This is a genomic window from Chelatococcus sp. KU-N122, from assembly GCF_055391085.1.
On the sequence record NZ_AP043981.1, the window covers coordinates 1,694,036 to 1,720,852 of the forward strand.

The following is a 26,817-nucleotide window of genomic DNA, read 5'->3' on the forward strand; positions in this document are numbered from 1 at the left end:
GGTTTAGGGAGCAGGGCGACGGCAGCCGTCACCCATTGGCGGCTCCCTAGCATGGTGATGGGGGGTGCGCAACCAGCGCAGCCCACGGCAAAGTCGCGAAATGGTCACAGTAGCGCCACGTTGCGGTGAGCCGCGCGCCGATGTCACAAATCCCGTTGCCGCCGCGGCTCCGTCAGCCGCGCGAGCCGTGACGCTAGAGCATTTCGTCATTGGATGGGATCATCCAATGACAGAGAAATGCTCATGATCTTTTGAATCTGGAGCGCTTCTTCTGCGATTGGGTGAGTCCACCCAATCGCGAAGCGCTCTAGCGGCAAATTCCGCGCGCGTGCTGCGTTTGGCCGCAGCAGGCGGCCCGGCTGAAGCCGACTCAGAAAAAGCTCTGCGGATCGACGTCGACCGTCACGCGGATGCGCTGCGGCGGCCGCGGCGCGCCGGCGAGCACCGCGCGCAGGAAGCCCTGCATGTCGGTGGCGCGGGCGGTCTTCACCAGGATGCGGAAGCGGTGCAGGCCGCGCAGCAGCGCCAGCGGCGCCTCCGCCGGGCCGAGCACCACGACGTCGTCCGGGAAGCCCTGCACCGCCTGGGCCGCACGGACCAGGGCGCGGGCGTGCGCCTCCGCCTCGCCCCGATCCGGCGCCGCCACGATCAGCGACGCCAGCCGGCCGAACGGCGGCAGTCCCGCCGCCCGGCGCGCCGCCGTCTCCTCGGCGTAGAAGCGCTCGGCCTCGCCCGAGACCAGCGCGGCGATCACCGGATGCTCGGGCTGATGGGTCTGCAGCAGCGCCCGGCCGGCCTTGGCGCCGCGGCCGGCGCGACCCGTCACCTGCTGCAGCAGCTGGAAGGTGCGCTCGCTGCCGCGCGGATCGCCGCTGGTGAGCCCGACGTCGGCATCGACCACGCCGACGAGGGTCAGGTGCGGGAAGTTGTGGCCCTTGGCGACGAGTTGGGTGCCGATGAGGATCGGGAACTCGCCGGCCGCCACCGCCGCGAGCTCGCGCCGCAGGCGCTCCGTGCCGCCGGGAAAGTCGCTGGAGAGGACGACCGTCGGCGTGTCGGGAAACAGCTCCGTCACTTCCTCGGCCAGGCGCTCCACCCCCGGCCCGGCCGGCACCAGCGTGTCCGCCGCGCCGCAGGAGGGACAGGTGTCGGGGCGGCGCTCGGCGTGCCCGCAGTGGTGGCAGACCAGCGCCCGGCGGAAGCGGTGCTCGACCAGCCAGGCCGAGCAATTCGGGCACTGGAAGCGATGACCGCAGCGGCGGCAGAGGGTGAGCGGCGCGTAGCCGCGGCGGTTGAGGAAGAACAGCACCTGCTCGCCGCGCTCGAGCGTCGCCGTGGCGGCCTCGACCAGGGTCGGCGACAGCCAGTGCCCGCGCGGCGGCGGATCGCGGCGCAGATCGATCGTGGCGACGGCGGGCAGGGTGCGCTGGCCGAAGCGCTCGGGCAGCAGCAGCCGGGCGAAACGGCCCGTCTGCGCGTTGACGCGGGTCTCGATGGACGGCGTCGCCGACGCCAGCACGACGGGGAAGCCTTCGATCCGGCCCCGCACGATGGCCATGTCGCGGGCGTGGTAGTGCACGCCGTCCTCCTGCTTGTAGGCCGCCTCGTGCTCCTCGTCGACGACGAGGACGCCGAGCCGGGCGAAGGGCAGGAACAGGGCCGAGCGGGCGCCGACCACTACCGACATCTCGCCGCTCGCCACCCCCGCATGGATGCGCTCGCGTCGGCGGCCGCCGACGCCGGAGTGCCACTCGGCCGGGGGCGTGCCGAAGCGCGCGGCGAAGCGCGCCAGGAACTGGCCGGTGAGCGCGATCTCCGGCATCAGGATGAGCGCCTGCCGGCCGGCCCGCAGCGCCGCCGCCACCGCCTCGAAGTAGACGTCGGTCTTGCCCGAGCCGGTGACGCCCTCGAGCAGCGTGACGCCGAAGCCGCCGGCGGTCACGGACTGGCGAAGCGCCGTGGCGGCCGCCTGCTGGTCGGCCGACAGCGACGCCGGCGCGAAGTCGGGATCGGGGATCGGCGTCGCCTCGGGCGCCAGCACGACCGGCTCCAGGCAGCCCTCGTCGACGAGGCCGTCGATCACCGCGGCGCTGACCCCAGCCGCCTCGGCGAGCTGGCGCTTGGCGTGCGTCAGACCGCCTGCGGCCGCGGCCAGCACCCGTTGGCGCGCCGGCGTGAGGCGCCGCGGCAGCCCGCCGGTCGCCCGCACGCCCAGGCGCGGCGGCTCCGGGCCGCCGCGGGCCGGGTCGCGCAGCGCCAGCCGCAGCACCATGCCGCGCGGCGCCAGCGTGTAGCGGGCGATCCAGTCGAGCAGCTCGCGCAGCGGAGGCGGCACCGGGGGCGCGTCGAAGCAGCCGCTCACCGGCTTGAGGTTGGCGCCGGCGCCGCTGCGCAGGTTCCAGACGACGCCGAGCGTCTCGCGCGGGCCCAGCGGCACCTGCACCACGTCGCCGGGCGCCAAGTCCAGGCCCTCGGGCACCTGGTAGGAATAGGCGGTGTCGAGCGCCAGCGGCACCAGCACGTCGGCGATCAGGCCAGCCGGCGCGGCCGCGGCGCGGCCTGCCTCGTCGGATCGGTCGGATGGCTGCATCATCGGGCGGCAGATAACATCGATTCGCACCCGCCGCCCAAAGCTGCAACGGCCTGTTAGGGCAATGCGCCGCAAGTTCGCCCCATGACCGAAGCCGATCTCGCCCAGGCGTTTCAGCGCTGGCTCGACCACCTCGCCACCGTGCGGCGGCTGTCGCCGCTGACGCTGGAAGCCTACAGCCGCGACCTCCGGCAGTTCTTCGCCTTCCTGACGGTGCACCTGGGCGCGCCGCCGTCGCTCGCCGCGCTCGTCGGGCTGAAGCCGCTCGACGTCCGCGCCTTCCTCGCGGCGCGGCGGCGCGACGGCATCGAGAGCCGCTCGCTCATGCGCCAGCTTGCGGCGTTGCGCTCGTTCGCCCGCTTCTGCGAACGCGAAGGGCTGGGGGTGGCGACCGCCATCGCCGCCGTGCGCGGGCCCAAGCTGGCGCGCGGCCTGCCCCGGCCTGTCGCGGCCGCCGAGGCCAGGGCGGTCACCGCGAGCGAGACGCGGGCCGGCGAGGCGCGGCCGCCGTGGATCCTGACGCGGGACGCCGCCGTGCTGTCGCTGCTCTACGGCGCCGGTTTGCGCATCGGCGAAGCACTGTCGATCCGCCGCCGCGACGCCCCGGTGCCGGACATCGACAGCCTCACCATCACCGGCAAGGGCAACAAGACCCGCAGCGTGCCGATCCTGCCTCAGGTCGCCGCCCGCGTGGGCGACTACATCGCCCAGTGCCCGTGGCCGCTGCCGCCGGACGAGCCGCTGTTCGTGGGCGCGCGCGGCGGCCCGCTGTCGCCGCGCATCATCCAGCTCGCCATGGAGAGCCTGCGCGGCGCGCTCGGCCTGCCGGACAGTGCCACGCCCCATGCGCTGCGGCATTCCTTCGCCACGCACCTGCTGGGCAAGGGCGCGGATCTGCGCGGCGTGCAGGAGCTTCTGGGCCACGCCTCGCTGTCGACGACCCAGGGCTACACCAAGATCGATGCCGCGCGGCTGCTCGCCGCCTACGACTCCGCCCATCCGCGGGCGTGAGCGCAATTGCAGCCGTAAGCTCCTGTTTCAGCAGCGGTTGGCCAGGAGACGCGCCCCCTCCACCGCCTTCGGCGGCCCCCTCCCCCGCTGCGCGGGTGAGGAACAGGTCGCGCCGTATGATCCTCACCCGCGTAGCGGGGGAGCGGGACCATGCGTAGCATGGTGGAGGGGGCCGGACGTGCTGGAGGAGGCTGCGACCGCTACGAATTGCGCGCCGAGGCGGCGCGGGCGCGCTTGCGCAGCAGCGACCAGCGCCGAGCGAAGCGGCCGCTGTCGAGCCGTAGCGCCCGAACCATGGCGACGACCCTCTGCTTGACCGGCTCGACCTGGGCGTGGGCCCAGTCCTTGAGCCGCATCACCCAGGCATAGAGCCGCGCGAACCAGCCGATGCTGAGCAGCTTGGGCCGCACCAGATCGAACAGGAAGACGCTCAGGCCGAGCGCCAGGACCTGCGCCACGACGAACAGCCACACGGCGGTGAACACCCGGCCCTCGGCCAGATGCCAGAGCGCCAGCAGCTTCATCGGCTCGACCAGGGCGATCGGCACGGCGAACAGCACCAGCGCCGCGTAGGGCGGCAGGTGCCGCACCGCGTTGGTGAGCGCGAGCTTGACCTGCTGCCACGGCAGCACGCGGCCCAGCCAGGCGAAGACCGGCTGGAGATGATCCCAGAACCAGGCCTCGATCAGGAACAGGACCGCGAGCAGGAACCAGAGCGGCTTGAGCAGACGGCGCATAGTCACCTCGACGCCACCGGGCGCCGCGCAGGCGGCGCCGCGGGCGGCCGCTCAGATGTGGATGGCCCGCTTGTCGACGGCAAGGGCCGCCTCCTTGACGGCCTCCGACATCGTCGGGTGCGCGTGGGTGGAGCGGGCCAGGTCCTCCGACGAGCCGCGGAACTCCATCAGCACGACGGCCTCGTGGATCATCTCGCCCGCCTGCGCGCCGACGATGTGGACGCCGAGCACCCGGTCGGTCTCCTTGTCCGCCAGCACCTTGACGAAGCCTTCGGTGGTGCGGTTGGCGCGGGCGCGGCCGTTGGCGGTGAACGGGAACTTGCCGACGTTGTAGGCGATGCCGGCGTCCTTCAGCTCCTCCTCGGAGCGGCCGACGGAGGCGATCTCCGGATAGGTGTAGACCACGGCCGGGATCGCTTCGTAGTTCACGTGGCCCGCCTTGCCGGCGATGATCTCGGCCACCGCCATGCCCTCGTCCTCGCCCTTGTGGGCCAGCATCGGCCCGGCGATGACGTCGCCGATGGCGTAGATGCCGGGCACGCTGGTGCGGTAGTGGTCATCCGTCTCGACCCGGCCGCGGGCGTCGAGCTTGACGCCGACCTCCTCCAGGCCGAGCCCGTTGGTGTAGGGGCGCCGGCCGATGGCGAGCAGCACGATATCCGCCTCGACGCTCTCGGCCGCGCCGCCGGCCGCCGGCTCGACCGTCAGCGTCACGCCCTTCTTGGAGGGCGTCGCCGCGGTGACCTTGGACGACAGGCGGAAGCTGATGCCCTGCTTCTGGAACAGGCGCTGGCTCTGCTTGGCGACCTCGGCGTCCATGCCGGGCAGGATGCGGTCGAGGAACTCGATCACCTCCACCTCGGCGCCGAGGCGCCGCCACACCGAGCCGAGCTCCAGGCCGATGACGCCGGCGCCGATCACCACCAGCTTGCCGGGCACCTTGTCGAGCGCCAGCGCCCCGGTCGAGGAGACGATGCGCTTCTCGTCGATCTCCACGCCCTTGAGGGGGGCCACGTCCGAGCCGGTGGCGATGACGATGGCCTTGCCGTCGATGGTGGTCTTGCTGCCGTCCTCGGCAGTCACCTCGACGCTGTTCGGTCCGGTGAGCCGGCCCGCGCCGATATGGCTGTCGATCTTGTTCTTCTTGAACAGGAAGGCGACGCCGTTGACGTTCGCCGCCACGGTCTCGGTCTTGTGGGTCATCATCTGCGGCAGGTCGAGCTTGGGCGTGCCCACGCCGATGCCGAAGGCGGCGAAGCCGTGGCCCGCCTCCTCGAACAGCTCGGAGGCGTGCAGCAGTGCCTTGGACGGGATGCAGCCGATGTTGAGGCAGGTGCCGCCAAAAGTCTTCATCTTCTCGACCACGGCGGTCTTGAGCCCGAGTTGCGCGGCGCGGATGGCACACACGTAGCCGGCCGGCCCGGAGCCGATGACGATGACGTCGTAGGACATGAAGGATGGTTCCTAGATATGCGCCTGGAGGGGCAGGACGTGAGGACCGAAGGCCATGGACATTGCTCTCCTCGATCGCCCAGGTGGGAAGGGTGAGACGTTTCAGTCAGGTGCGGCGGCGCGGGGCTGATCTGCACATGTCCCGGCGTCCTCAGCCGACGGCCCGTTGGACCGCCAGCCGGACGCCGAGGCCGACCAGCAACGCCCCGGTGATCCGGTTGAACCAGCGGCCGAGCCGGCGCAGCCGCTCCTGCACGGCGCGGCCGGTGAAGAAGAAGGTGACGAGGGTGAACCAGCCGATGAGCAACGCCGCCATGGACACCGCGTAGCCCGCCTGCACGGCGAGCGGCGTCGCCGGGCTGATCAGGGTGGAGAACAGCGACAGGAAGAACAGGACGGCCTTGGGATTGAGCGCGTTGGTGAGGAAGCCGAGGCCGAAGCTGCGCGCGTCCGACATGGTCCGGCCGGTCGCCGCGTCCATCGAGGCCGCAGCCTCGGCGCTCGGCGGCGCGGCGGTCCAGGTCCTGATGCCGACGTAGATCAGGTAGGCGGCGCCCGCCCACTTCAGGATGCTGAAGGCCAGCAGCGAATGGGCGACCAGGAGGCCGAGCCCGGCGAGCGTATAGGCGGCGTGCACCAGCAGCGCCGAGCCGATGCCGAGGCTGGTCATCAGGCCGGCGCGGCGGCCGTGCGCCACGCTCTGGCGCACCACCATGGCGAAATCCGGCCCCGGCGACACCGCGGCCAGGGCGAAGACCGACAACAGCGTCAGGTACTCCACCAGCGTGCTTGCCATGGCCTGCCCCGTCCCCTGGCGTTCCCAGCAGCGTCACAGGGGCGGGCTCGGCCCGGCCCTGACGGCTGTGCGGCGTCGCCGCCCGCGTTCAGAGGTCCAGCACCAGGCGGGCCGGATCCTCCAGGTTCTCCTTGACGCGCACCAGGAAGGTCACCGCCTCCTTGCCGTCGATGATGCGGTGGTCGTAGCTGACGGCGAGGTACATCATCGGCCGCGCCACGATCTGGCCCTTCACCACCACCGGCCGCTGCTCGATGCGGTGCATGCCGAGGATCGCCGACTGCGGCGCGTTCAGGATCGGCGTCGACAGCAGCGAGCCGTAGATGCCGCCGTTGGAGATGGTGAAGGTGCCGCCCTGCATCTCCTCGATCTTGAGCTGGCCGTCGCGGGCCCTCTTGCCGAACTCGGCGATCGACTTCTCGATCTCGGCGATCGACATCTGGTCGGCGTCGCGCACCACCGGCACCACCAGGCCCCGGTCGGTGCCGACGGCGACGCCGATGTGATAGTAGTTCTTGTAGATGATGTCGGTGCCGTCGATCTCGGCGTTGACCGAGGGCACGTCCTTGAGCGCCTGCACGCAGGCCTTCACGAAGAAGCCCATGAAGCCGAGCTTGGTGCCGTGCTTCTTCTCGAACGCATCCTTGTACTGGCTGCGCAGGTCCATGACGCCGCTCATGTCGATGTCGTTGAACGTCGTCAGCATGGCCGCGTTCGACTGCGCTTCCTTGAGCCGGCGCGCGATGGTCTGGCGCAGCTTGGTCATGCGCACCCGCTCCTCACGGGCGCCGTCGTCCGCCGGGGACGGCGCGCGCACTTGGACAGGCGCTTCGGCCGGCTTCGCCACCGCGGTGCCGATGCGCGCCACCGCCTCCAGCATGTCGCCCTTGGTCACCCGGCCGTCCTTGCCGCTGCCGCCGACGGTCGCCGGATCGACGCCGCTCTCGGCGGCGATGCGCTGCACCGCCGGCCCGCTGTCGACGGCTGCCCGCGGCTTGACCTCCTCGGCGCCGCCCAGCACCGCGCCGGGCTTGTCGCCGGTCGCGGCCGGCTTGCCAGCCACCGCGGCGGGACCCGCCGCCTGGGCGACGGCCGGCTCGGCCGGCTTCTCGGCCACCTTGTCCGCGCTCTTGGCCGCCTTGGGCTCGGCCTTGGCGGCGCCGTTGCCCTCGCCGATCGAGCCCAGCAGCGCCCCCACCTCGACCGTCTCACCGTCCTTGGCGACGATCTCGGACAGCACGCCGCTCGACGGCGCATTGACCTCCAGCGTGACCTTGTCGGTCTCCAGCTCGACCAGCGGCTCGTCGGCCTTCACCGGGTCACCGGCCTTCTTGAACCAACGGCCGATGGTGGCCTCTGTCACCGACTCGCCCAGAGTCGGAACGCGGATTTCGGTCGCCATGGTGATGTGCCCTTGCGGGCCCCCTCGCATTTCGGGCTATCGGGGCGGATGCCCCCGCCTTGAGCTGTTGGAAGCGAACGCGCGGTGCGGATCCGGAGGATCAGGTCCCCATCATGCGTTCTTGAGTTGATGGATGGTCGGGCTTGACCCGACCATCCATCCCACAAAGCTGACTACGCCGCGAAGGCGTCGTCCATGAAGGCCTGAAGCTGGGCCAGGTGCTTGGACATCTGCCCCACGGCGGGCGACGCCGCCGCCGGCCGGCCGACGTAGCGCGGCCGCTTGTTCTTGGCTTCGCGGTGCTCCAGCACCCAGTCCAGGTAGGGCTGCACGAACGTCCAGGCGCCCATGTTGCGCGGCTCTTCCTGGCACCAGATCAGATCGGCGTTCGGGAAGCGCGACACCTCGTTGGCGATCGACTTGACCGGGAACGGATAGAGCTGTTCGACGCGCAGCAGGTAGACGTCGTCGATGCCCCGCTTCTCCCGTTCCTCCAGGAGGTCGTAGTAGACCTTGCCGGTGCACAGGATGAGGCGGCGGATCTTGTCGTCGCGCACCAGCTTGACGGCGCTGCCCTCAGGGTTGCGTTGGGCGTCGTCGTAGAGCACCCGGTGGAAGGTCGTGCCTTCCACGAGCTCCGACAGGGTCGACACGGCGCGCTTGTGGCGCAGCAGCGACTTGGGCGTCATCAGCACCAGCGGCTTGCGGAAGTCGCGCTTCATTTGCCGGCGCAAGATGTGGAAGTAGCTGGCAGGCGTCGAGCAGTTGGCCACCTGCATGTTGTCCTCGGCGCATTGCTGCAGGTAGCGCTCGAGGCGGGCGGAGGAGTGCTCCGGCCCCTGGCCCTCGTAGCCGTGCGGCAGCAGCATCACCAGGCCCGACATGCGTAGCCACTTGCGCTCGCCGGACGAGATGAACTGGTCGACGACCACCTGGGCGCCGTTGGCGAAGTCGCCGAACTGCGCCTCCCACAGGGTCAGCGCGTTGGGCTCGGCCAGCGAGAAGCCGTACTCGAAGCCCAGCACCGCCTCCTCCGAGAGCATCGAGTTGATGACCTCGTAGCGCGCCTGGCCCTCCCGCAGGTGGTTCAGCGGCTTGTAGCGGCGGTCGGTCTCCTGGTCGTGCAGGACGGAGTGGCGCTGGGAGAAGGTGCCGCGCTCCACGTCCTGGCCGGACAGCCGGATCGGATGGCCCTCCAGCAGCAGCGAGCCGAAGGCCAGCGCCTCCGCCGTCGCCCAATCGAGGCCCTCGCCGGTCTCGATCATCTTGCGGCGGGTGTCCATGAAGCGCTGGATGGTGCGATGGGCGGTAAAGCCCTTCGGCATCCGCGTCAGCCCCTCGCCGATCTCCTTGAGCGTGGCGACGGCCACACCGGTCTGGCCCCGGCGCGGATCGTCGCCGTCCTCCCGCACGGCCTTCATGCCGGACCAGCGCCCGTCGAGCCAGTCGGCCTTGTTGGGCTTGTAGTCCTGCGCGACCTCGAACTCGGCGTCGAGGTGGGCGCGCCACTCGGCCTTGCGCTCCTCCACCTGGGCCTCGCTGACGATGCCCTCGCTCACCAGCTTCTTGGCGTAGATCTCCAGCGTCGACGGGTGCTGGCGGATCTTGCGGTACATCACCGGCTGGGTGAACGCCGGCTCGTCGCCCTCGTTGTGGCCGAAGCGGCGGTAGCAGAACATGTCGATGACGACCGGCTTGTGGAAGCGTTGCCGGAACTCCGTCGCCACCTTGGCGGCGAACACCACCGCCTCCGGGTCGTCGCCGTTGCAGTGGAACACCGGCGCTTCCACCATCTTCGCCACATCGGACGGATAGGGCGAGGAGCGCGAGAAGCGCGGGTTGGTGGTGAAGCCGATCTGGTTGTTGATGATGAAGTGCACCGAGCCGCCGGTGCGGTGGCCCTTCAGCCCCGACAGGCCGAAGCACTCCGCCACCACGCCCTGGCCGGCGAAGGCGGCGTCGCCGTGGATCAGCAGCGGCATGACCGAGGCGCGCTCGCCGCTGTCGCCCAGCAGGTCCTGCTTGGCGCGCACCTTGCCCAGCACGACCGGATCGACGATCTCCAGGTGCGACGGGTTGGCGGTCAGCGACAGGTGCACCTGGTTGCCGTCGAAGATGCGGTCCGACGAGGCGCCCAGGTGGTACTTGACGTCGCCGGAGCCTTCGACGTCGTCCGGCTTGAAGGAGCCGCCCTTGAATTCGTTGAAGATGGCGCGGTGCGGCTTGGCCATCACCTGGGCGAGCACGTTCAGGCGGCCGCGGTGGGCCATGCCGAGCGCGATGTCGCGCACGCCGAGCGCGCCGCCGCGCTTGATGATCTGCTCGAGCGCCGGGATGATCGCCTCGCCGCCGTCCAGGCCGAAGCGCTTGGTGCCGGTGTACTTGAGGTCGATGAACTTCTCGAAGCCTTCCGCCTCGATCAGCTTGTTCAGGATGGCGCGCTTGCCCTGCTCGGTGAAGGTGACTTCCTTGTCCGGGCCCTCGATGCGCTCCTGGATCCACGCCTTCTCGACGGGATCGGAGATGTGCATGAACTCGAAGCCGAGCGTCTGGCAGTAGGTGCGCTCGAGAATGGTCAGCATCTCGCGCACGGTCGCGAACTCGAGGCCGAGCACGTTGTCGATGAAGATCTTGCGGTCGTAGTCCGCCTCGTCGAAGCCGTACGAGGACGGGTGCAGCTCGATGTGATCGCCGCGCGGCTGCAAATGCAGCGGGTCGAGATCGGCATGCAGGTGGCCGCGCATGCGGTAGGCGCGGATCATCATGATGGCGCGGACGCTGTCACGCGTCGCCTGGGCCACCTGGGCGTCCGACAGGTCGACGCCGTTGCCCTGGGCCTGGCGCTTGATCTTGTCGCCGATCACGGCTTCGACCGGCCAGTTGCCGTCGAGGGCGGCCACCAGCTCGCCATTGGCGGCGACGGGCCAGTTCGGCTTCCGCCAGGAGGCGCCCTTGGCGTTCTTGGCGACGAGGGCGGAATCGTCCTTGAGCGCGGAGAAGAACGTCTGCCACTCCGCGTCGACCGAGCTCGGATCCCGCTCGTAGCGGGCCTGGAGCTGCTCGAGATAGGCGGCATTGCCGCCGTACAGGAAGGCGGTATCGGCGAAAAGCGCGTTGGCGTCCTGGCGTGCCATCAGTCATGTCCCTGCCGGAACCGGTGTCCGCGCCGCGTGGGCGGGCACCGCTGGAAAGGCTTCGTCGAGCCTCGTCCCTCGGCCCTCCGGTGGGCTCCGGGTCGAGCGGACCGGCTGGTCCGCGGTCGTTCAATGGGCGCAGATGAAGGCATCCGTGCGGTGCGCCGGAGCACCTCTGCGCTGGAGCATTTCGCCGTCGGATGAGCCTCATCCAATTGCGGAGAAATGCTCCAGCTCTCTGCATCTGGAGCGCTTCTCTTGCGATTGGGCGAGTCCACCCAATCGCCAGGCGCTCTAGCGAAATCGTCCGCCCGGCCAACCGGGCCGGCCTGTCCGCCGCGCGGCGACCAAGGCCTTCGCCAGGACAACGATCCTGGCGTCGGCACCTGCGGCGGTGAGCGGCGAACGGCCGCTATATGGGCATGGTGGCGGGAGCCCGCCACCCGTCAGCCCTTGAGCACCTCGACCAGGGTCTTGCCCAGGCGCGCCGGCGACGGCGACACGCGGATGCCCGCGGCCTCCATGGCGGCGATCTTGTCCTCGGCGCCGCCCTTGCCGCCGGAGATGATGGCGCCGGCGTGGCCCATGCGGCGGCCGGGAGGGGCGGTGCGGCCGGCGATGAAGCCGACCATCGGCTTGGCCCGGCCGCGCTTGGCCTCGTCCTTGATGAACTGCGCCGCATCCTCTTCGGCCGAGCCGCCGATCTCGCCGATCATGACGATCGACTGGGTGTTGGGATCGGCCAGGAACAGCTCCAGCACGTCGATGAACTCGGTGCCCTTGACCGGATCGCCGCCGATGCCGACGGCCGAGGTCTGGCCCAGGCCCTCGTTGGTGGTCTGGAACACGGCCTCGTAGGTCAGCGTGCCCGAGCGGGAGACGATGCCGACGCTGCCGGGCTTGAAGATGTTGGCCGGCATGATGCCGATCTTCGATTCGCCGGCGGTGACGACACCCGGGCAGTTCGGCCCGATGAGGCGCGACTTGGAGCCCGAGAGCGAGCGCTTGACCCGCACCATGTCGAGCACCGGGATGCCCTCGGTGATGCAGACGATCAGCGGGATCTCGGCGTCGATGGCCTCGCAGATCGCGTCGGCGGCGCCCGGTGGCGGCACGTAGACGACCGTGGCGTCGGCGCCCGTCGCCTCGCGGGCCTCGGCCACCGTGTCGAACACCGGCAGGTTGAGGTGGGTGGCGCCGCCTTTGCCGGGCGAGGTGCCGCCGACCATCTTGGTGCCGTAGGCGATCGCCTGCTCGGAGTGGAAGGTGCCGTTCTTGCCGGTGAAGCCCTGGCAGATCACCTTGGTGTTCTTGTCGATCAGAATGGACATGTGATCAGCCCCTCACCGCCTTGACGATCTTCTGTGCCGCGTCGTCGAGATCGTCGGCCGGGATGACGTTGAGGCCGGACTCGCGCAGGATCTGCTTGCCGAGCTCGACGTTGGTGCCTTCGAGGCGCACCACCAGCGGCACCTTGAGGCCGACTGCCTTCACCGCCGCGATGACGCCGCGGGCGATGACGTCGCACTTCATGATGCCGCCGAAGATGTTGACCAGGATGCCCTTCACGTTGGGATCCGAGGTGATGATCTTGAAGGCCGCGGTGACCTTCTCCTCGGTGGCGCCGCCGCCGACGTCGAGGAAGTTGGCCGGCTCCTCACCGTAGAGCTTGATGATGTCGAGCGTCGCCATGGCGAGGCCGGCGCCGTTGACCATGCAGCCGATGGTGCCGTCGAGCGCGATGTAGGCGAGATCGTACTTGGAGGCCTCGATCTCCTTGGAATCCTCTTCGGTGATGTCGCGCAGCGCCACCACGTCCGGATGCCGGTAGAGGGCGTTGTCGTCGAAGCTCACCTTGGCGTCGAGGCACTTCAGGTGACCATCCTTGGTGATGATCAGCGGGTTGACCTCGAGCATGGCCATGTCCTTCTCGACGAAGGCCTTGTAGAGGACGTGGACCAGCTTGTCGGCCTGCTTGGCCAAATCGCCTGCGAGGCCCAGCGCCTGCGCCACCCGGCGGCCGTGGTGGGCCATGACGCCGGTCGCCGGATCGATGGCGAAGGTCAGGATCTTCTCGGGCGTGTCATGGGCCACCTGCTCGATGTCCATGCCGCCTTCGGTCGAGACCACGAAGGCCACCCGCCCGGTGGCGCGGTCCACCAGCATCGACAGGTAGAACTCCTTGTCGATGTCGGAGCCGTCCTCGATGTAGAGGCGGTTGACCTGCTTGCCGGCCTCGCCGGTCTGGATGGTGACCAGCGTCGCCCCGAGCATCTGCTCGGCGAACTGCTTGACCTCCTCGATCGACTTGGCGAGGCGCACGCCGCCCTTTTCGCCGGCGCTGGCTTCCTTGAACTTGCCCTTGCCGCGGCCGCCGGCGTGGATCTGGCTCTTCACCACCCAGAGCGGGCCGCCGAGCTCGCGGGCGGCCGCCTCGGCTTCGTCCGGCGAGAAGATCGCCTTGCCCCGGGAGACGGGGGCGCCGAACTCCTTGATGACGGCTTTGCCCTGGTATTCGTGGATATTCATGCGGAACGTTCCTCTGCGCCGGTGGTCCTGCGTGCGGGGCGGTTATGGTTGTATGACAGGGGCGTCAAACCCTACGATGACGACGGTTTGATTAAGTCAGAGCTCCATTGATGCCCTTGCAGGCTTCGATCAGGGATTGGACGGACGCAACCGAGTTGTCGAACATGGCCTTCTCGTCGCTGGTGAGCGCGATCTCGACGATGCGCTCGACGCCGCGCTCGCCGATGACGACGGGCACGCCGACGAAGGTGTCTTTGACACCATATTCCCCATCGAGGAAAGCAGCCGCGGGCAGCACCCGCTTCTGGTCCCTGAGGTAGCTTTCGGCCATGGCGATGGCCGCCGCGGCGGGGGCATAGAAGGCGGAACCGGACTTGAGCAGGGCGACGATCTCGCCGCCGCCCTGGCGCGTGCGCTGGACGATGGCGTCGAGCCGCTCCCAGGTGGTCCAGCCCATGTCCACCAGCGCCGGCAGCGGCACGCCGCCCACGGTCGAGTAGCGCACCAGCGGCACCATGTCGTCGCCGTGACCGCCGAGCACGAAGGCACTGACGTCCTTCACCGACACCTGGAACTCGTCGGCGAGGAAGCGGCGGAAACGGGCGGAATCGAGCACGCCGGCCATGCCGACGATGCGGTGGTGGGGAATGCCGGAGAACTTCTGCAGCGCCCACACCATGGCGTCGAGCGGATTGGTGATGCAGACCACGAAGGCGTCGGGCGCATAGCGGGCGATGCCGGCGCCCACCCCTTCCATCACCCGGAGGTTGATGCCGAGCAGGTCGTCGCGGCTCATGCCGGGCTTGCGCGGCACGCCGGCGGTGACGATGACCACGTCGGCGCTGGCGATGTCGGCATAGGACTGGGTGCCGCTGAAGGCCACGCCGAAGCCGTCGACCGGGGCGCTCTCGGCGATGTCGAGCGCCTTGCCCTGAGGCACGCCCTCGGCGATGTCGAACAGCACGACGTCGCCCAGCTCCTTCAGGCCGGCGAGGTGGGCCAAGGTGCCGCCGATCTGACCGGCACCGATCAGCGCGATCTTCTTGCGGGCCATGGGGAGAAGGAACCTCGGGACGAGAGGGGCGGCCATGGCCCCCGGAAAGCGGCGTCTGTCTGACTCAATCTCTTGCGGCCATCAAGTCGTTTGCGTGACAAAAGCAAGGAATGCCGCGGGCTTAATCCGAGTTTATGGGACAAATTTCAATTTCTGTAATTTATATGAACGTCAGACGCCGCGCGACTTGAGCGCCCGCAGGACGATCGCCATCGTCGCCTGCAGCCGGCCGTCGAGGCTGCTGCGCACCCGGTGCGCGTCGAGCCGGATCGACATCGGATGGGTGAAGCGGTGCAGCGCATCGATGAGCAGCGACAGGCCGGCCTCGCGGTCCTCCAGGTCGAAGACCTGCGTGCCGATGCCGTCGTCGAGCACTTCGGCAAACAGCCGCCGCGCCCGTCCCAGGTGCCGGCGCGCCACCGGGCGGTTCTCTTCGACGGCGGTGGCGAACAGCGAGAACAGCTCCGGCTCGCGCTCCAGCACGTCGCGGTAGCCGCGGGCGAGCGCCAGGATCATGCGCTCCAGCTTGTCGTCGGCGGGATCCGGCGCCCCCGCAATGTCGGCCAGCAGCGCCTCGATCGGGCTGAGCGCCGCGCCCACCACGGCGTCGAGCAGGTCGTCCTTGGAGGCGAAGTAGCGGTAGACGTTGGCGTGCGTCATGCCGGCGTCTTCCGCCACGGCGACCAGCCGCACCCGCTTGGCGCCGACGCGGTGGACATGGTCGGCGGCAATGGCGATCAGCCGGCTGCGCGGCGCCCGGCTGCTGCGGATGGGCTGGGCGGCGCGCACCGGTCAGTCTCCGCCGCGTACCTCGCCCCGTTTGCGGGGAGAGGTCGGAGCGCGCGCAGCGCGATCCGGGTGAGGGGGCGATGCAGGAGAGGGCTCGAGGCCGATCACGCCACGCGGCAGCCCCCCCTCACCCCGACCCTCTCCCCGCAAGCGGGGCGAGGGAGCCCGCCGGCGCCCGCGCATCAGGTCTCGACCACGCCGGCGGTGTCGTCGCCGGGCTGGTGGCCCTTGCCGTGCGGCGTGCCGAGATAGGCATCCGAGCGCATCTCGATCAGGCGCGACGCGGTGCGCTCGAACTCGAAGGCCTCGCGGCCGCTCGTGCCGACGTAGAGGCCCGGCGGCTCCGCCGCCGCCGAGGCCAGGAGCTTGACGTGGCTGTCGTAGAGCACGTCGATCAGGGTGATCAGCCGCTTGGCCTCGTTGCGGCGGTCGACGTCGAGGACCGGGATGTCCTCCAGGATCACCGTGTGGAAGTTCTGGGCGATCGCCATGTAGTCGCTGGCGCCGTAGGGCTTGCCGCAGAGGTCGGCGAAGGCGAAGCGGGCGACGCCCGAGCCTGCCTCGGGCACCTCGACGGCATGGCCCTTGACGACGAGGGTGCGCGGCCGCCCCCGCGTCAGGCCGGACAGCCGCTGGAACATCTGCCCCAGCGCGGCATGCGCCGCAGGCCCGGCCGGCACGTGGTAGACCGGCGAGCCGCCCAGCTTCTCCAGCCGGAAATCGGTGCGCGAATCGAGGCGGAACACCTCCATGTGCGCCTCGATCAGGGCGATGAAGGGCAGGAACAGCGCCCGGTTGAGGCCGTTCTCGTAGAGCTTGTCGGGCTCGACGTTGGAGGTGGCGACCACCGTCACGCCCTTCTCGAACAGCACCTTGAACAGCCGGCCGAGGATCATCGCGTCGGCGATGTCGGTCACGGTGAACTCGTCGAAGCAGAGCACCGTCGCCTCCGCCGCCAGCGCGGCGGCGACGAACGGGATCGGGTCGGAGTCCTTGCGCTCGCCGCGCTTCACGGCCTGCCTGAACTGGAAGATGCGCTCGTGCGCGTCGGCCATGAACGCATTGAAATGGGCGCGCCGCTTCGTCTCGACGGTGATCTCGTCGTAGAAGAGGTCCATCAGCATGGTCTTGCCGCGGCCCACCGAGCCCCAGACGTAGAGCCCTTTGGCGCCCGGCGCGGCGGCGGACTTGGGCGTGCCGCCGAACAGGCGGCCGAGGACACCCGAGCGGGCGGTCGGCCGCGGCACCGCGAGCTCCGCGGCGAGCTCGTCCAGCCGCTCCACCAGCAGTTCCTGGGCGTCGTCGCGCTCAATGGCGCCGTTGGCGACGAGGCCGTCGTAGCGGGCCTGGACCGGACCGCGGCGATGGGCCGAGCTGAGGGAGGAGGCTGACGGCAGGGATGTCACGCCGTCGCTTTAGCGTCTTTGCCGCATTGCGACAATCGTCGCGCTGTCGATGCCGGCGCCGACGCGGCGCCCGTCATGTGTGCTGGAGCACGGGACGGCCGCAGCGGCCCTTGCCAGCCATGCTGCAATGCACAATATTCCGCCGGTCTAGGGAGCCGCCGCCAGGAAAAACAATAAGGATTCGGCAATGGCTCAGACTCTTTCGGCAACCGGTGCGATCAGGAAGCTGTTCGCGACCGACCTGCCGCTCTTTCGCGACCACCTGCTCCGCCTCGATGCGGACAGCCGCCGCAACCGCTTCATCGGCGGCGTCAGCGACGAGTTCATCGTCGGCTACGCCGCGCGCTGCTTCGCCAAGGGCGCCATCGTATTCGGCTACATCGTCGAGGGCGAGGTGCGGGGCGCCGCCGAGCTGCATCCGACCGATGCCGGCGACGCGGCCACGGCTGAAGCGGCCTTCAGCGTCGAGCCCGGCTTCCGCCGCCAGGGCGTCGGTCGCGAGCTGTTCGCGCACCTGATCCGCTGCGCCCGTGCCTACGGCGTGCGCCACCTGCGCATGAACTGCCTCGCCCACAACCGGGCCATGCAGGCGCTGGCCCGCAAGTTCAAGGCCGAGCTCGTGCTCGACCGGTGGGAAACCATCGCGCACCTCGATGCCGAGGCGCCGACGCTGTTCACGCTCTACAACGAGGCCATCAACGACGCCATCGACTTCACCAAGGCGGCGATCAGCCTGCAGCGGCGCATCTGGCGCCCCGGCAGCCGCGACGAGCCGCGCCCGGTGGCTTAAAGCGCTCGCGACGTCGTGGCCGGGTCAAGCCCGGCCATGACGGCAGCGCGCTATGTCAGCCTTACTTGGCCAGCCTTACTTGCTGAGCGTCAGCGGCGCGCCCGACTTGGCGATGACGCCGTTGAACTGGCCGCCGGAGTCGCGCAGGCGCGCCACCACGCCGCCGCGGGCATAGAGGTAGACCTCGCCGTCGCGCAGCTCCCAGGCGTTGACGCTCTGCAAGTCCTTGTTGGCGCATCCGGCCGTGTTGGCCTTGTAGAGATCGAGCGCCGGCGTCGACGACAGCGTCACGGCGCATGAGCCGGCCGCCTCCTTCGCCGTCCACCGCCCGACGGCGCCGGAGCGGGTCGGCGCCGGCGCAGCAGGGGCGGGCGCCGGCGTGGCGGTTGCCGGCGTGCCGAGCGCGGCAACCGACGGCTGGCCCGGCTCGACGACGGCGACGCCGCCGGGGCTGCCGGGCGCCACGGACGTGCCCGGTGCCGGCGGCAGCGGGCTCGCCTCCACCCGCGGCGTCGGCGCGGGGGCCGGCGTCACCTCCGGCTCGAGGGGCGGGGCCGACGCGACCCGGCGCTGCGGGCTGGTATAGACGGATGGACCGGGATCGAAGCGGCTCGACTGGCAACCGGCGACGGCGAGCGCGACGGGCAGGATCGCCCAGGCGGCCCGCGACCTGCGGCCGGCCCGGAAGCCGACAGGCGTTGCAGACGCCTGGGTGGCATGTTCGACGGCGACCTGCATCATCGTATATCCGACACCGCTGCTGTTGGGCGCGTCGGCATGGCCGCCGCCATCCGACGCCCCCGATCCGGGAACCGCGGGCTTGCGTCCGGCATCAAGCTCTAACGCACAAGCCCGTTGCTTTCGAGGCACCAGCCACCGTTTCACACGAGGTGTGTCCCGGAAGCCGCGCTGCCACGCCGCGGACCTTACGTCGGAATGGTAAATCGAGTTTTGCCGCTGCCCTCACAGGTGCCGGGTCACCATCATCTTCTTGATCTCGGCGATGGCCTTGGCCGGATTGAGGTGCTTCGGGCAGACGTTGGCGCAGTTCATGATGGTGTGGCAGCGGTAGAGCCGGAACGGATCCTCCAGCCGATCGAGCCGCTCGCCGGTGTCCTCGTCGCGGCTGTCGATGAGCCAGCGGTAGGCCTGCAGCAGCGCGGCCGGGCCGAGGTAGCGGTCGCCGTTCCACCAGTAGCTCGGGCAGGAGGTGGTGCAGCAGGCGCACAGGATGCACTCGTAGAGCCCGTCGAGCTTCTGCCGGTCCTCCGGCGACTGGCGCCATTCCTTCTCCGGCGAGGGCGTCACCGTCTTGAGGTAGGGCTCGATGGACGCGTGCTGGGCGTAGAAGGTGGTGAGGTCCGGCACCAGGTCCTTGACCACGGGCATGTGCGGCAGCGGGTAGATCTTGACCAGCTTGCCGTCGCTGCACTCGTCGATGCCCATGGTGCAGGCGAGCGTGTTGGCGCCGTTGATGTTCATCGAGCAGGAGCCGCAGATGCCCTCGCGGCAGGAGCGGCGCAAGGTCAAGGTGGGGTCGACCTTGTTCTTGATCCATAGCAGCGCGTCGAGCACCATCGGCCCGCAGTCGTCGCGGTCGACATAATAGGTGTCGATCGACGGGTTCTTGCCGTCGTCCGGGTTCCACCGGTAGATCCGGAAGGTGGTGATCCGCTTGGCCGACGCGGGCTTCGGCCACGTCTTGCCCTCGGTCATCCGCGAGTTCTTGGGCAGGGTAAATTCGGCCATGGTCAGACTTTCTTATGCCTCGACGCCGTCGAGACGCCGTTCGATGCGTTCCAGCCGCTGGTCGTGCCGGCCGCGCCGGCGCCCAGCTCAGTACACGCGGGCCTTGGGCTCGATGTACTGGACCTCGTTGGTCATCGTGTAGGTGTGGACCGGCCGGTAATCGATGGTGACGCTCTTGGCCAGATCATCGACCCAGGTCAGCGTGTGCTTCATCCAGTCCTTGTCGTTGCGGTCCGGATAGTCCTCGCGGGCGTGGGCGCCGCGCGACTCGGTGCGGTTCACCGCCGAGTCCATGGTCACGACCGCCTGAACGATCAGATTGTCGAACTCCAAGGTCTCGATGAGATCGGAGTTCCACACGAGCGAGCGGTCGGTGACGCGCACGTCCTTGGCCCGGCCCCAGACCTCGTGGATGAGCTTCTTGCCCTCCTCCAGCACCTCGCCGGTGCGGAAGACGGCGCAGTTGGTCTGCATGGTCTTCTGCATGTCGAGGCGCAGGTCGGCCGTCGGGATGCTGCCGCTGGCGTAGCGGAAGCGGTCGAGCCGCGACAGCGCCAGCTCGGCCGAATTGGCCGGCAGCTCGGCGTGCTTCTCGCCGGGGGTGACGATCTCGGCGGCGCGCAGGCCGGCGGCGCGGCCGAACACCACGAGGTCGATCAGCGAGTTGGAGCCCAGGCGGTTGGCGCCGTGCACCGAGACGCAGGCGGCTTCGCCCAGCGCCATCAGCCCCGGCACCACCGCGTCGGGATCACCGCCGACCTTGGTCAGCACCTCGCCGTGATAGTTCGTGGGGATGCCGCCCATGTTGTAGTGCACCGTCGGCAGCACCGGGATCGGCTCCTTGGTGACGTCGACGCCGGCGAAGATCTTGGCGCTCTCGGAAATGCCGGGCAGGCGCTCGGCCAGGATCTTCGGATCCAGGTGATCGAGGTGCAGGAAGATGTGGTCCTTGCCCTTGCCGACGCCGCGGCCCTCGCGGATCTCCACCGTCATCGAGCGGGAGACGACGTCGCGCGACGCCAGGTCCTTGGCCGAGGGGGCATAGCGCTCCATGAAGCGCTCGCCTTCCGAATTGGTGAGGTAGCCCCCCTCGCCGCGCGCGCCTTCGGTGATCAGGCAGCCGGCGCCATAGATGCCGGTGGGGTGGAACTGCACGAACTCCATGTCCTGCAACGGCAGGCCGGCGCGCAGCACCATGCCGCCGCCGTCGCCGGTGCAGGTGTGGGCGGACGTGGCCGAGAAGTAGGCGCGGCCGTAGCCGCCGGTGGCCAGCACGGTGAGGTGCGAGCGGAAGCGATGGATGGTGCCGTCATCGAGCTTGATGGCGACGACGCCGCGGCAGCGGCCGTCCTCCATGATCAGGTCGATGGCGAAATACTCGATGAAGAATTCCGTCGAGTTGCGCAGCGCCTCGCCGTAGAGCGTGTGCAGCATGGCGTGGCCGGTGCGGTCGGCGGCGGCGCAGGTGCGCTGGGCCGGCGGGCCGCGGCCGTAGTCGGTGGTCATGCCGCCGAACGGGCGCTGGTAGATCTTGCCGTCCTGGGTGCGCGAGAACGGCACGCCCCAGTGCTCCAGCTCGTACACCGCGGCCGGCGCGTTGCGGACGAGGTATTCGATGGCGTCCTGGTCGCCCAGCCAGTCCGACCCCTTGACGGTGTCGTACATGTGCCAGCGCCAGTTGTCCTCGCCCATGTTGCCGAGCGAGGCGGCGACGCCGCCCTGGGCCGCCACGGTGTGCGAGCGCGTCGGGAACACCTTGGTGATGCAGGCGGTGCGCAGGCCCGCCTGCGAGCAGCCGACGGTGGCGCGCAGGCCGGCGCCGCCGCCGCCGACGATCACCACGTCGAAGGTGTGGTCGGTGATCGGATAGGCGCGCCCGTTCACGGCCGGGCCGGCTGCGCCGTTGGTGGATCCGTTGGATGCCATGCGATCCTCCTTAGACGACGCGGCCGAGACCGAGCTTGAGAACGGCGAACAGCGCGGCTGCCGCCACGGCCACCGCGAAGAAGGTGTTGAGGATGACGGCGACGAGCTTCAGGCCCTCGTCGTGCACGTAGTCCTCGATGACCACCGCCATGCCCAGGCGCATGTGGATGGCGACGGAGATCACCAGCAGCGCCAGCACGATGGCTGCGAGCGGGTGCGAGACGACGGCGACCGCCGTGGCATAGTCGCGCCCCCCGGCGGCGAGCAGGATGACGACGAACGCGAGGATCAGGATCAGGTTGGCGACCGCCGTCAGCCGCTGGCGCCAGAAGTGGTCGGTGCCGGCGTGGGCAGCGCCCAGGCCCTGGATCCTGGACAGCGTCGTGCGCAGTGTCTTCGCTTGTTCGGCCATGGCGGAACTCCTCAGGCCAGCGCCAGCGCGACCACCCAGAAGACGACCGTCAGGGTGAGCGAGCCGAACAGGGAGAAACGAGCGAGGTTCATGCGGGCCTCGCGCTCGAAGCCGTAGCCGAGATCCCACACGAAATGGCGGATGCCGCCGAGCATGTGGTTGAACAGCGCCCAGGTGTAGCCGAAGAGCACCAGCCGGCCGAGGAACGAGGTCATGACCCACTGCACGGCGGCATAGGGGCCGGGCCCGGCGGCGAGGGCGACCAGCCACCACACCACCAGCAGCGTGCCGACATACAGCGCGACCCCCGTGGCGCGGTGCAAGATGGACATGGCCATGGTCCACGTCCACCGGTAGATCTGCAGGTGCGGCGACAGCGGCCGGGCCTGCTCGACCCCTACGCCAGGCGCCTTGGCCCGAACATCCGACATCCTTGCTCTCCACTCCGCTGCCGGCAAAGCAGGCAATCGTGATCTGGGCCGGCCCGCGCGCAGCGTCCATTGCCGCCACCGCGAGCGTCCCGGGGCTCGTCAGGCATGCCGAGCCCGCGCTAGATTGGAACGGTTCCTATCCAAAGTCGGCGCGGCCCGCAATGGCGTCGGACGCCGCGCCAGGTCCCGCCGAATCCGTGCTTACTTCGCCGGATACGAAACGACAATGCACCGAGCCGATGCCGCCGACACCTGCCGCCCGCCCCTGCCCCCGCACGGGCGGCCGCGGCGGCAAGGAAGCGTGCGGGCAAGTCGGCACCATTGAAACAGCTTTCATGCGATTTAGAATGAAGGTAATCTTTGCGCAGCCGTGAGCAATTGGCTTTTCGCGTAGGCTGCCTTCGCCGTACGCGAAGGAAAAGAGATGCGCTTCGATTTCACCGATCTCTCCCTGTTCCGCAACGTGGTCGAGGCCGGCTCGATCACCCACGGCGCCGAGCGCAGCCATTTGGCGCTGGCGGCGGCTTCGACCCGCATCAGGCACATGGAGGAGGCGCTCGGCGCGGCGCTCCTGGTGCGCAGCCGCCAGGGCGTGACGGTGACCCAGGCGGGCCGCACGCTGCTGCAGCACGCCCGCACCATTCTCGCCCAGGCCGAGCTGCTGCGTGACGACATGAGCTCGTTTGCCGGCGGCCTGGCGGGCCAGATCCGCATCCTGTCCAACACCAACGCCTTGACCGAGTTCCTGCCCGAAGCCCTGTCGTCGTTCCTGGCGGCCCATCCGCACGTGTCGATCGACCTGGAGGAGCGGCTGTCGGACGAGATCGTCGGCCTGATCGCCGAAGGCGTCGCCGAGATCGGCATCGTTGCCGGCACCGTCGACCCGGGCGCCTTGGAGACGTTCCCGTTCCGCCGCGACCGTTTCGTGCTGGTAGTGGCGGCGAGCCACCCGCTGGCGGCCCGTCCGGTCGACGCCCGCTCCGGCGAGGCGGCGCCCATCTCGTTCGCCGAGGTGCTGGACCACGACTTCATCGGCCTCGACCGCGCCAGCGCGCTGCAACGCTTCCTGGCCGGCAAGGCGAGCCGCATCGGCCGCCCGATCCGGCTGCGGGTGCAGCTGCGCAGCTTCGACGGCGTGTGCCGGCTGGTGGAGTGTGGCGTGGGCGTCGGCATCGTGCCGGAGACCTCGGCCGAGCGTGCCGCCAAGACCATGGCCATCACCATCGTGCCGCTCAGCGACGCCTGGGCCGAGCGCGACCTCACGATTACGATCCGCAGCCTCGACGGGCTGCTGCCCTACGCCCGCCAACTCGTCGAGCACCTGCGCTCGACCGGGACCGCGGGCGCCACGCCGCATGGGAGAGCGTGATGGACGAGGCGAGCCCGCCGCTGCTGACGATCGAGGCCGCATGCGCGACCATCCGGCTCAACCGGCCGAAGCATCTCAATCGCATCCAGCGCGAGGACATCGATATCCTCGCCGCCCACTTCGACCGCGTCGACGCGGACCGGGCCGTGCGCGTGCTGGTGCTCACCGGCACGGGGCGGGCCTTCTCGGCCGGCTACGACCTGGGCGACCTGGGGCGCCGGACCGCCGGCCCGGACGCGAGCCCCGAGGCCGGCCGGCCGGATTTCGCCGCCATGGTCGACCGCCTGGAGAACCTGCGGGTGCCGACGGTCTGCCGGCTCAACGGCAGCGTCTACGGCGGTTCCACCGACCTGGCGCTGGCCTGTGATTTTCGCATCGGCATGGCCGGCATGGAGATGGTCATGCCCGCCGCCCGGCTCGGGCTGCACTACTATCGCAGCGGCGTGGTGCGTTACGTCAGCCGGCTCGGCCCGGCGGCGGCCAAGAAGCTGTTCCTGACGGCCGGGCGGATCGACGGCGAGGAGATGCTGCGCATCGGCTTCCTCGACGCCCTGGTCCCGCCCGAGCGGCTGGATGAAGACGTCGCCGCCCTCGCCGTCCAGCTGGCAGCGAACGCGCCGCTCGCCGTCGAGGGGCTCAAGCGCACGATCAACGAGATCCTGCGCGACGACCTGGACGCGGACGCCGCCGACGCGCGTCATCACGCCAGCCTGCGCAGCGACGACCTCAAGGAGGGCGCCGCCGCCTTCGCCGAAAAGCGCCGCCCGGTGTTCCGGGGGAGGTGATGGAGCTTGTTCTGCGGGCGTCCGATACGGAACCGCTGCCCTGGTCCTGACGACTGAGCGCCGACGAAGCCACCGCGCACCCTCGCCCCACTTGTGGGGAGAGGGAGGGGCGAGGGGGCTTGGCCGCGTGGCGTGACCGCCGGGAGCCTCCTCCGTCAGCCCCCTCACCCGCCTGGCGCAGACGTGCGAGTCCGATAGCCCCCTTGTGGGAAGGGCTGGGGGCGAACCTCGCGCTTTCAGAACGAGACCTTAGGTCCGCCCTACCGCGCCATCAGCACCCAATAGTCGAGGTCGAGGATGACGGCGGGGTCGGCCTCCTCGCCCAGCTTGTCCGGGTGATCCCCGCAGGGCTTGTTCTTGGTCGCGATGGTGCGCAGCCGCAGCGCCCCCACGTCGGTGCGGCCCGGGATCTCGGCCGTCTCGAGCACCTCGCTCCAGGCGTAGACGGTGTCGCCGGCAAACAGCGGCGCCACGTGACGGCCGCCGTTGATCGCGGCGACGTGGAAGGCGTTGGCGAGCCCGTTGAACGACAGCGCCCGCGCCAGCGAGATGACGACGCCACCGTAGATCAGCCGTTTGCCGAAGCGCGTCTCCTTGGCGGCATGGCCGTCGAAGTGGACCTTGGCGGTGTTCTGGTAGAGGCGGGTGGCGATCTGGTGCTCGGCCTCCTCGACGGTCATGCCGTCGACGTGGTCGATCTTCTCACCCACGGCGTAATCGCCGAAGCGGTAGGGGCTGCCGGCCAGATCGTCCACCCATTTGGCCGGATCGAGCGGCGGCACGGCCGCGCCCAGGCTCCCCGGATCGACCACCTTGGCGAGCTGCGGCACGTGCTCGCCGGTGGGCGCCGCCGCCTCGTCCGCCTTGCGCACCATGACCCAGCGCACGTACTGGAGCACCGGCTCGCCATGCTGGTTGGAGCCGGTGGAGCGCACGTAGACCACGCCGGTCTTGCGGTTGGAGTTCTCCTTGAGGCCAATGACCTCCGACACGGTGGACAGCGTGTCGCCGGGATAGACCGGCTTCAGGAAGCGCGCCTCGGCGTAGCCCAGGTTGGCGACGGCGTTGAGCGAGATGTCCGGCACGGTCTTGCCGAACACCACGTGGAAGACCAGCAGGTCGTCGATCGGGCTCCTGGGATAGCCGATCGCCTGGGCGAAGGCGTCCGACGACTGCACCGCCACGCGCGGGCCGTAGAGGGCAGTATAGAGCGCCACGTCGCCGGTGGTCACCGTGCGCGGCGTGGCATGCCGGATGGTCTCGCCGATGCGGAAGTGCTCGAAGAAGCGGCCGGCATCCGTCTTGCCGCCGGACTTGCTGGTAGCGGTCATCGCCATCTCTTTGCCGTGGGTGGGATGGCTCTTTGTTGAGGGGATGGATGGCCGGGTCAAGCCCGACCGGCCATCCTTCAAAACCGCACGACGATCTTGCCGAAGGCCTGCCGCCCCTCCAGCCGCTCCAGGCCCTTCTGGAAGTCGGGAAGCTCGTAGGCGGTGTCGATCACCGGGGTCATGCCGGCGGCCATCTTGTCCAGCGACTCGCGGATGTTGCGCATCGAGCAGCCGAACGAGCCGAAGATGCGGTACTGCTGCTGGAACAGCTGCATCAGGTTCATCGTCGTGGAGATGCCGGAGGTCGAGCCGCAGGTGACCAGGCGGCCGCCGCGCTTGAGGCAGAGCAGGCTGCCGTTCCAAGTGTCGACGCCCACGTGCTCGAAGACCACGTCGACGCCCTTGCGCTTGGTCAGCTTGCGCACCTCGCCCTCGAAGCGCTCGGTGCGGTAGTTGATCACGACGTCGGCACCGAGCGCCTTGGCCTTGGCGCCCTTCTCGTCGTCGCCCACCGTGGTGTAGACGGTGCAGCCGATGGCCTTGGCCATCTTGATCGCCGCCGTGCCGATGCCGGAGCCGCCGGCGTGCACCAGGATGCTCTCGCCCGGCTCCAGCTTCGCATTGTCGAACAGCATGTGCTGCACGGTGCCGAAACCGATCGGCGCGCAGGCGGCATCGTCGAAGCTCACGTCGTCCGGCACCCGGACCACCAGCCGTTCAGGGCGGTTGATCAGCTCGCGGGCGAAGCCGTCCACGTGAAAGCCGAGGATACCGGCCACGTTCTCGCACAGATTGTCGCGCCCCTCGCGGCAGGCCTTGCAGGTGCCGCAGGTCTCGGCACCGTACATCACCACCTTGTCGCCGACCTTGAAGCGGCTGGTGCCGTCGCCGAGGCCGACGACCTCGCCCGACGCTTCGACGCCGGCGATCTGCGGCATCTTGCGCCGCGCGAAAGCCATGCCGCGAAAGCCCCAGACGTCGAGATAGTTGAGCGCGATGGCCCGGGTGCGGATCTGGACCTCGCCCGCCGCCGGCGCCGACGGGGGATCGATATCGGTCAATCGCAGATCGCGATCGCCGAAGAGCTGCAACGCACGCATAAAAGCTTCCTGGATCGCGGCGCG

General features: G+C 69.6%; 22 protein-coding genes. 4 read left to right on the forward strand and 18 right to left on the reverse strand.

The window, feature by feature from the left end; genetic code table 11:
- Nucleotides 1-370: 370 nt before the first annotated feature.
- Entirely contained in the window at nt 371-2,590 is a 2,220-nt protein-coding gene (locus tag ACZ5PO_RS07515; RefSeq protein WP_464196736.1) for a primosomal protein N', read from the reverse strand.
- Nucleotides 2,591-2,674: 84 nt separating this feature from the next.
- On the opposite strand from ACZ5PO_RS07515, the gene ACZ5PO_RS07520 reads away from it, so the two are divergent.
- On the forward strand, nt 2,675-3,601 hold the full coding sequence (locus ACZ5PO_RS07520) for a tyrosine recombinase XerC (protein WP_464191859.1): 927 nt from the start codon (nt 2,675-2,677) through the stop codon (nt 3,599-3,601).
- A gap of 200 nt (nt 3,602-3,801) precedes the next feature.
- Here ACZ5PO_RS07520 and ACZ5PO_RS07525 read toward each other — a convergent pair whose 3' ends face one another.
- The 10 genes from ACZ5PO_RS07525 to zapE all read right to left on the reverse strand — a co-directional run bounded on the left by ACZ5PO_RS07525 (nt 3,802) and on the right by zapE (nt 16,900).
- On the reverse strand, nt 3,802-4,338 hold the full coding sequence (locus tag ACZ5PO_RS07525) for a hypothetical protein (protein WP_464191861.1): 537 nt from the start codon (nt 4,336-4,338) through the stop codon (nt 3,802-3,804).
- 51 nt (nt 4,339-4,389) lie between these two features.
- A complete protein-coding gene (lpdA, locus tag ACZ5PO_RS07530; RefSeq protein ID WP_464191863.1) occupies nt 4,390-5,790 on the reverse strand; it encodes a dihydrolipoyl dehydrogenase in 1,401 nt (466 codons plus the stop codon).
- Between the two features lie 151 nt (nt 5,791-5,941).
- Complete coding sequence (locus tag ACZ5PO_RS07535; RefSeq protein WP_464191865.1) at nt 5,942-6,586, reverse strand: LysE family translocator; 645 nt, start codon at nt 6,584-6,586, stop codon at nt 5,942-5,944.
- Nucleotides 6,587-6,674: 88 nt separating this feature from the next.
- On the reverse strand, nt 6,675-7,988 hold the full coding sequence (odhB, locus tag ACZ5PO_RS07540; protein ID WP_464191867.1) for a 2-oxoglutarate dehydrogenase complex dihydrolipoyllysine-residue succinyltransferase: 1,314 nt from the start codon (nt 7,986-7,988) through the stop codon (nt 6,675-6,677).
- A gap of 173 nt (nt 7,989-8,161) precedes the next feature.
- Nucleotides 8,162-11,122, reverse strand: coding sequence for a 2-oxoglutarate dehydrogenase E1 component (locus ACZ5PO_RS07545; RefSeq protein ID WP_464191869.1), 2,961 nt, complete (start codon nt 11,120-11,122; stop codon nt 8,162-8,164).
- A 446-nt stretch (nt 11,123-11,568) separates the two neighbouring features.
- Nucleotides 11,569-12,453, reverse strand: coding sequence for a succinate--CoA ligase subunit alpha (gene sucD, locus ACZ5PO_RS07550; protein ID WP_464191871.1), 885 nt, complete (start codon nt 12,451-12,453; stop codon nt 11,569-11,571).
- Nucleotides 12,454-12,457: 4 nt separating this feature from the next.
- Nucleotides 12,458-13,651: an ADP-forming succinate--CoA ligase subunit beta gene (sucC, locus tag ACZ5PO_RS07555; RefSeq protein ID WP_464191873.1), complete on the reverse strand. Its 1,194-nt coding sequence runs from the start codon at nt 13,649-13,651 to the stop codon at nt 12,458-12,460.
- A 91-nt stretch (nt 13,652-13,742) separates the two neighbouring features.
- Nucleotides 13,743-14,705, reverse strand: coding sequence for a malate dehydrogenase (gene mdh / locus ACZ5PO_RS07560; protein ID WP_464191875.1), 963 nt, complete (start codon nt 14,703-14,705; stop codon nt 13,743-13,745).
- Between the two features lie 171 nt (nt 14,706-14,876).
- Nucleotides 14,877-15,494, reverse strand: a complete 618-nt coding sequence (locus ACZ5PO_RS07565) for a TetR/AcrR family transcriptional regulator (protein ID WP_464191877.1) — start codon at nt 15,492-15,494, stop codon at nt 14,877-14,879.
- Nucleotides 15,495-15,676: 182 nt separating this feature from the next.
- Nucleotides 15,677-16,900, reverse strand: coding sequence for a cell division protein ZapE (zapE, locus tag ACZ5PO_RS07570; protein ID WP_464191879.1), 1,224 nt, complete (start codon nt 16,898-16,900; stop codon nt 15,677-15,679).
- Between the two features lie 187 nt (nt 16,901-17,087).
- Here zapE and ACZ5PO_RS07575 point away from each other — a divergent pair, with 187 nt between their 5' ends.
- A complete protein-coding gene (locus ACZ5PO_RS07575; protein WP_464191881.1) occupies nt 17,088-17,690 on the forward strand; it encodes an N-acetyltransferase family protein in 603 nt (200 codons plus the stop codon).
- Between the two features lie 75 nt (nt 17,691-17,765).
- On the opposite strand, the gene ACZ5PO_RS07580 is transcribed toward ACZ5PO_RS07575, so the two are convergent.
- The 5 genes from ACZ5PO_RS07580 to sdhC all read right to left on the reverse strand — a co-directional run bounded on the left by ACZ5PO_RS07580 (nt 17,766) and on the right by sdhC (nt 22,208).
- On the reverse strand, nt 17,766-18,431 hold the full coding sequence (locus ACZ5PO_RS07580) for an AprI/Inh family metalloprotease inhibitor (RefSeq protein ID WP_464191884.1): 666 nt from the start codon (nt 18,429-18,431) through the stop codon (nt 17,766-17,768).
- Nucleotides 18,432-18,653: 222 nt separating this feature from the next.
- Entirely contained in the window at nt 18,654-19,439 is a 786-nt protein-coding gene (locus ACZ5PO_RS07585; protein ID WP_464191886.1) for a succinate dehydrogenase iron-sulfur subunit, read from the reverse strand.
- A gap of 87 nt (nt 19,440-19,526) precedes the next feature.
- Nucleotides 19,527-21,365 carry a succinate dehydrogenase flavoprotein subunit gene (gene sdhA / locus ACZ5PO_RS07590; RefSeq protein WP_464191889.1) on the reverse strand — a complete coding sequence of 613 codons (1,839 nt, stop codon included), beginning with the start codon at nt 21,363-21,365 and terminating at the stop codon, nt 19,527-19,529.
- Between the two features lie 10 nt (nt 21,366-21,375).
- Nucleotides 21,376-21,777, reverse strand: a complete 402-nt coding sequence (sdhD, locus tag ACZ5PO_RS07595) for a succinate dehydrogenase, hydrophobic membrane anchor protein (protein WP_464191891.1) — start codon at nt 21,775-21,777, stop codon at nt 21,376-21,378.
- Between the two features lie 11 nt (nt 21,778-21,788).
- Nucleotides 21,789-22,208 (reverse strand): succinate dehydrogenase, cytochrome b556 subunit, encoded by a 420-nt coding sequence (gene sdhC / locus ACZ5PO_RS07600; RefSeq protein WP_464191893.1) that lies wholly within the window; start codon nt 22,206-22,208, stop codon nt 21,789-21,791.
- A 424-nt stretch (nt 22,209-22,632) separates the two neighbouring features.
- Between sdhC and ACZ5PO_RS07605 the strand changes: the two genes are divergently transcribed.
- Nucleotides 22,633-23,577: a LysR substrate-binding domain-containing protein gene (locus ACZ5PO_RS07605; protein ID WP_464191895.1), complete on the forward strand. Its 945-nt coding sequence runs from the start codon at nt 22,633-22,635 to the stop codon at nt 23,575-23,577.
- Complete coding sequence (locus ACZ5PO_RS07610; protein ID WP_464191897.1) at nt 23,577-24,362, forward strand: enoyl-CoA hydratase/isomerase family protein; 786 nt, start codon at nt 23,577-23,579, stop codon at nt 24,360-24,362. Before ACZ5PO_RS07605 ends, ACZ5PO_RS07610 begins: the two co-directional genes overlap by 1 nt.
- A gap of 260 nt (nt 24,363-24,622) precedes the next feature.
- On the opposite strand, the gene ACZ5PO_RS07615 is transcribed toward ACZ5PO_RS07610, so the two are convergent.
- Nucleotides 24,623-25,693, reverse strand: coding sequence for a MaoC family dehydratase (locus tag ACZ5PO_RS07615; RefSeq protein ID WP_464191899.1), 1,071 nt, complete (start codon nt 25,691-25,693; stop codon nt 24,623-24,625).
- 77 nt (nt 25,694-25,770) lie between these two features.
- Nucleotides 25,771-26,793 (reverse strand): zinc-binding dehydrogenase, encoded by a 1,023-nt coding sequence (locus ACZ5PO_RS07620; RefSeq protein ID WP_464191901.1) that lies wholly within the window; start codon nt 26,791-26,793, stop codon nt 25,771-25,773.
- Nucleotides 26,794-26,817: the final 24 nt, after the last annotated feature.

What these genes read in the sequence shown, in the direction of transcription:
- ACZ5PO_RS07515 (WP_464196736.1), bottom strand. Translation starts at nt 2,590, where the DNA reads ATGCAGCCATCCGACCGATCCGACGAGGCAGGCCGCGCCGCGGCCGCG.
- ACZ5PO_RS07520 (WP_464191859.1), top strand. Translation starts at nt 2,675, where the DNA reads ATGACCGAAGCCGATCTCGCCCAGGCGTTTCAGCGCTGGCTCGACCAC.
- ACZ5PO_RS07525 (WP_464191861.1), bottom strand. Translation starts at nt 4,338, where the DNA reads ATGCGCCGTCTGCTCAAGCCGCTCTGGTTCCTGCTCGCGGTCCTGTTC.
- lpdA (WP_464191863.1), bottom strand. Translation starts at nt 5,790, where the DNA reads ATGTCCTACGACGTCATCGTCATCGGCTCCGGGCCGGCCGGCTACGTG.
- ACZ5PO_RS07535 (WP_464191865.1), bottom strand. Translation starts at nt 6,586, where the DNA reads ATGGCAAGCACGCTGGTGGAGTACCTGACGCTGTTGTCGGTCTTCGCC.
- odhB (WP_464191867.1), bottom strand. Translation starts at nt 7,988, where the DNA reads ATGGCGACCGAAATCCGCGTTCCGACTCTGGGCGAGTCGGTGACAGAG.
- ACZ5PO_RS07545 (WP_464191869.1), bottom strand. Translation starts at nt 11,122, where the DNA reads ATGGCACGCCAGGACGCCAACGCGCTTTTCGCCGATACCGCCTTCCTG.
- sucD (WP_464191871.1), bottom strand. Translation starts at nt 12,453, where the DNA reads ATGTCCATTCTGATCGACAAGAACACCAAGGTGATCTGCCAGGGCTTC.
- sucC (WP_464191873.1), bottom strand. Translation starts at nt 13,651, where the DNA reads ATGAATATCCACGAATACCAGGGCAAAGCCGTCATCAAGGAGTTCGGC.
- mdh (WP_464191875.1), bottom strand. Translation starts at nt 14,705, where the DNA reads ATGGCCCGCAAGAAGATCGCGCTGATCGGTGCCGGTCAGATCGGCGGC.
- ACZ5PO_RS07575 (WP_464191881.1), top strand. Translation starts at nt 17,088, where the DNA reads ATGGCTCAGACTCTTTCGGCAACCGGTGCGATCAGGAAGCTGTTCGCG.
- ACZ5PO_RS07580 (WP_464191884.1), bottom strand. Translation starts at nt 18,431, where the DNA reads ATGATGCAGGTCGCCGTCGAACATGCCACCCAGGCGTCTGCAACGCCT.
- ACZ5PO_RS07585 (WP_464191886.1), bottom strand. Translation starts at nt 19,439, where the DNA reads ATGGCCGAATTTACCCTGCCCAAGAACTCGCGGATGACCGAGGGCAAG.
- sdhA (WP_464191889.1), bottom strand. Translation starts at nt 21,365, where the DNA reads ATGGCATCCAACGGATCCACCAACGGCGCAGCCGGCCCGGCCGTGAAC.
- sdhD (WP_464191891.1), bottom strand. Translation starts at nt 21,777, where the DNA reads ATGGCCGAACAAGCGAAGACACTGCGCACGACGCTGTCCAGGATCCAG.
- sdhC (WP_464191893.1), bottom strand. Translation starts at nt 22,208, where the DNA reads ATGTCGGATGTTCGGGCCAAGGCGCCTGGCGTAGGGGTCGAGCAGGCC.
- ACZ5PO_RS07605 (WP_464191895.1), top strand. Translation starts at nt 22,633, where the DNA reads ATGCGCTTCGATTTCACCGATCTCTCCCTGTTCCGCAACGTGGTCGAG.
- ACZ5PO_RS07610 (WP_464191897.1), top strand. Translation starts at nt 23,577, where the DNA reads ATGGACGAGGCGAGCCCGCCGCTGCTGACGATCGAGGCCGCATGCGCG.
- ACZ5PO_RS07615 (WP_464191899.1), bottom strand. Translation starts at nt 25,693, where the DNA reads ATGACCGCTACCAGCAAGTCCGGCGGCAAGACGGATGCCGGCCGCTTC.
- ACZ5PO_RS07620 (WP_464191901.1), bottom strand. Translation starts at nt 26,793, where the DNA reads ATGCGTGCGTTGCAGCTCTTCGGCGATCGCGATCTGCGATTGACCGAT.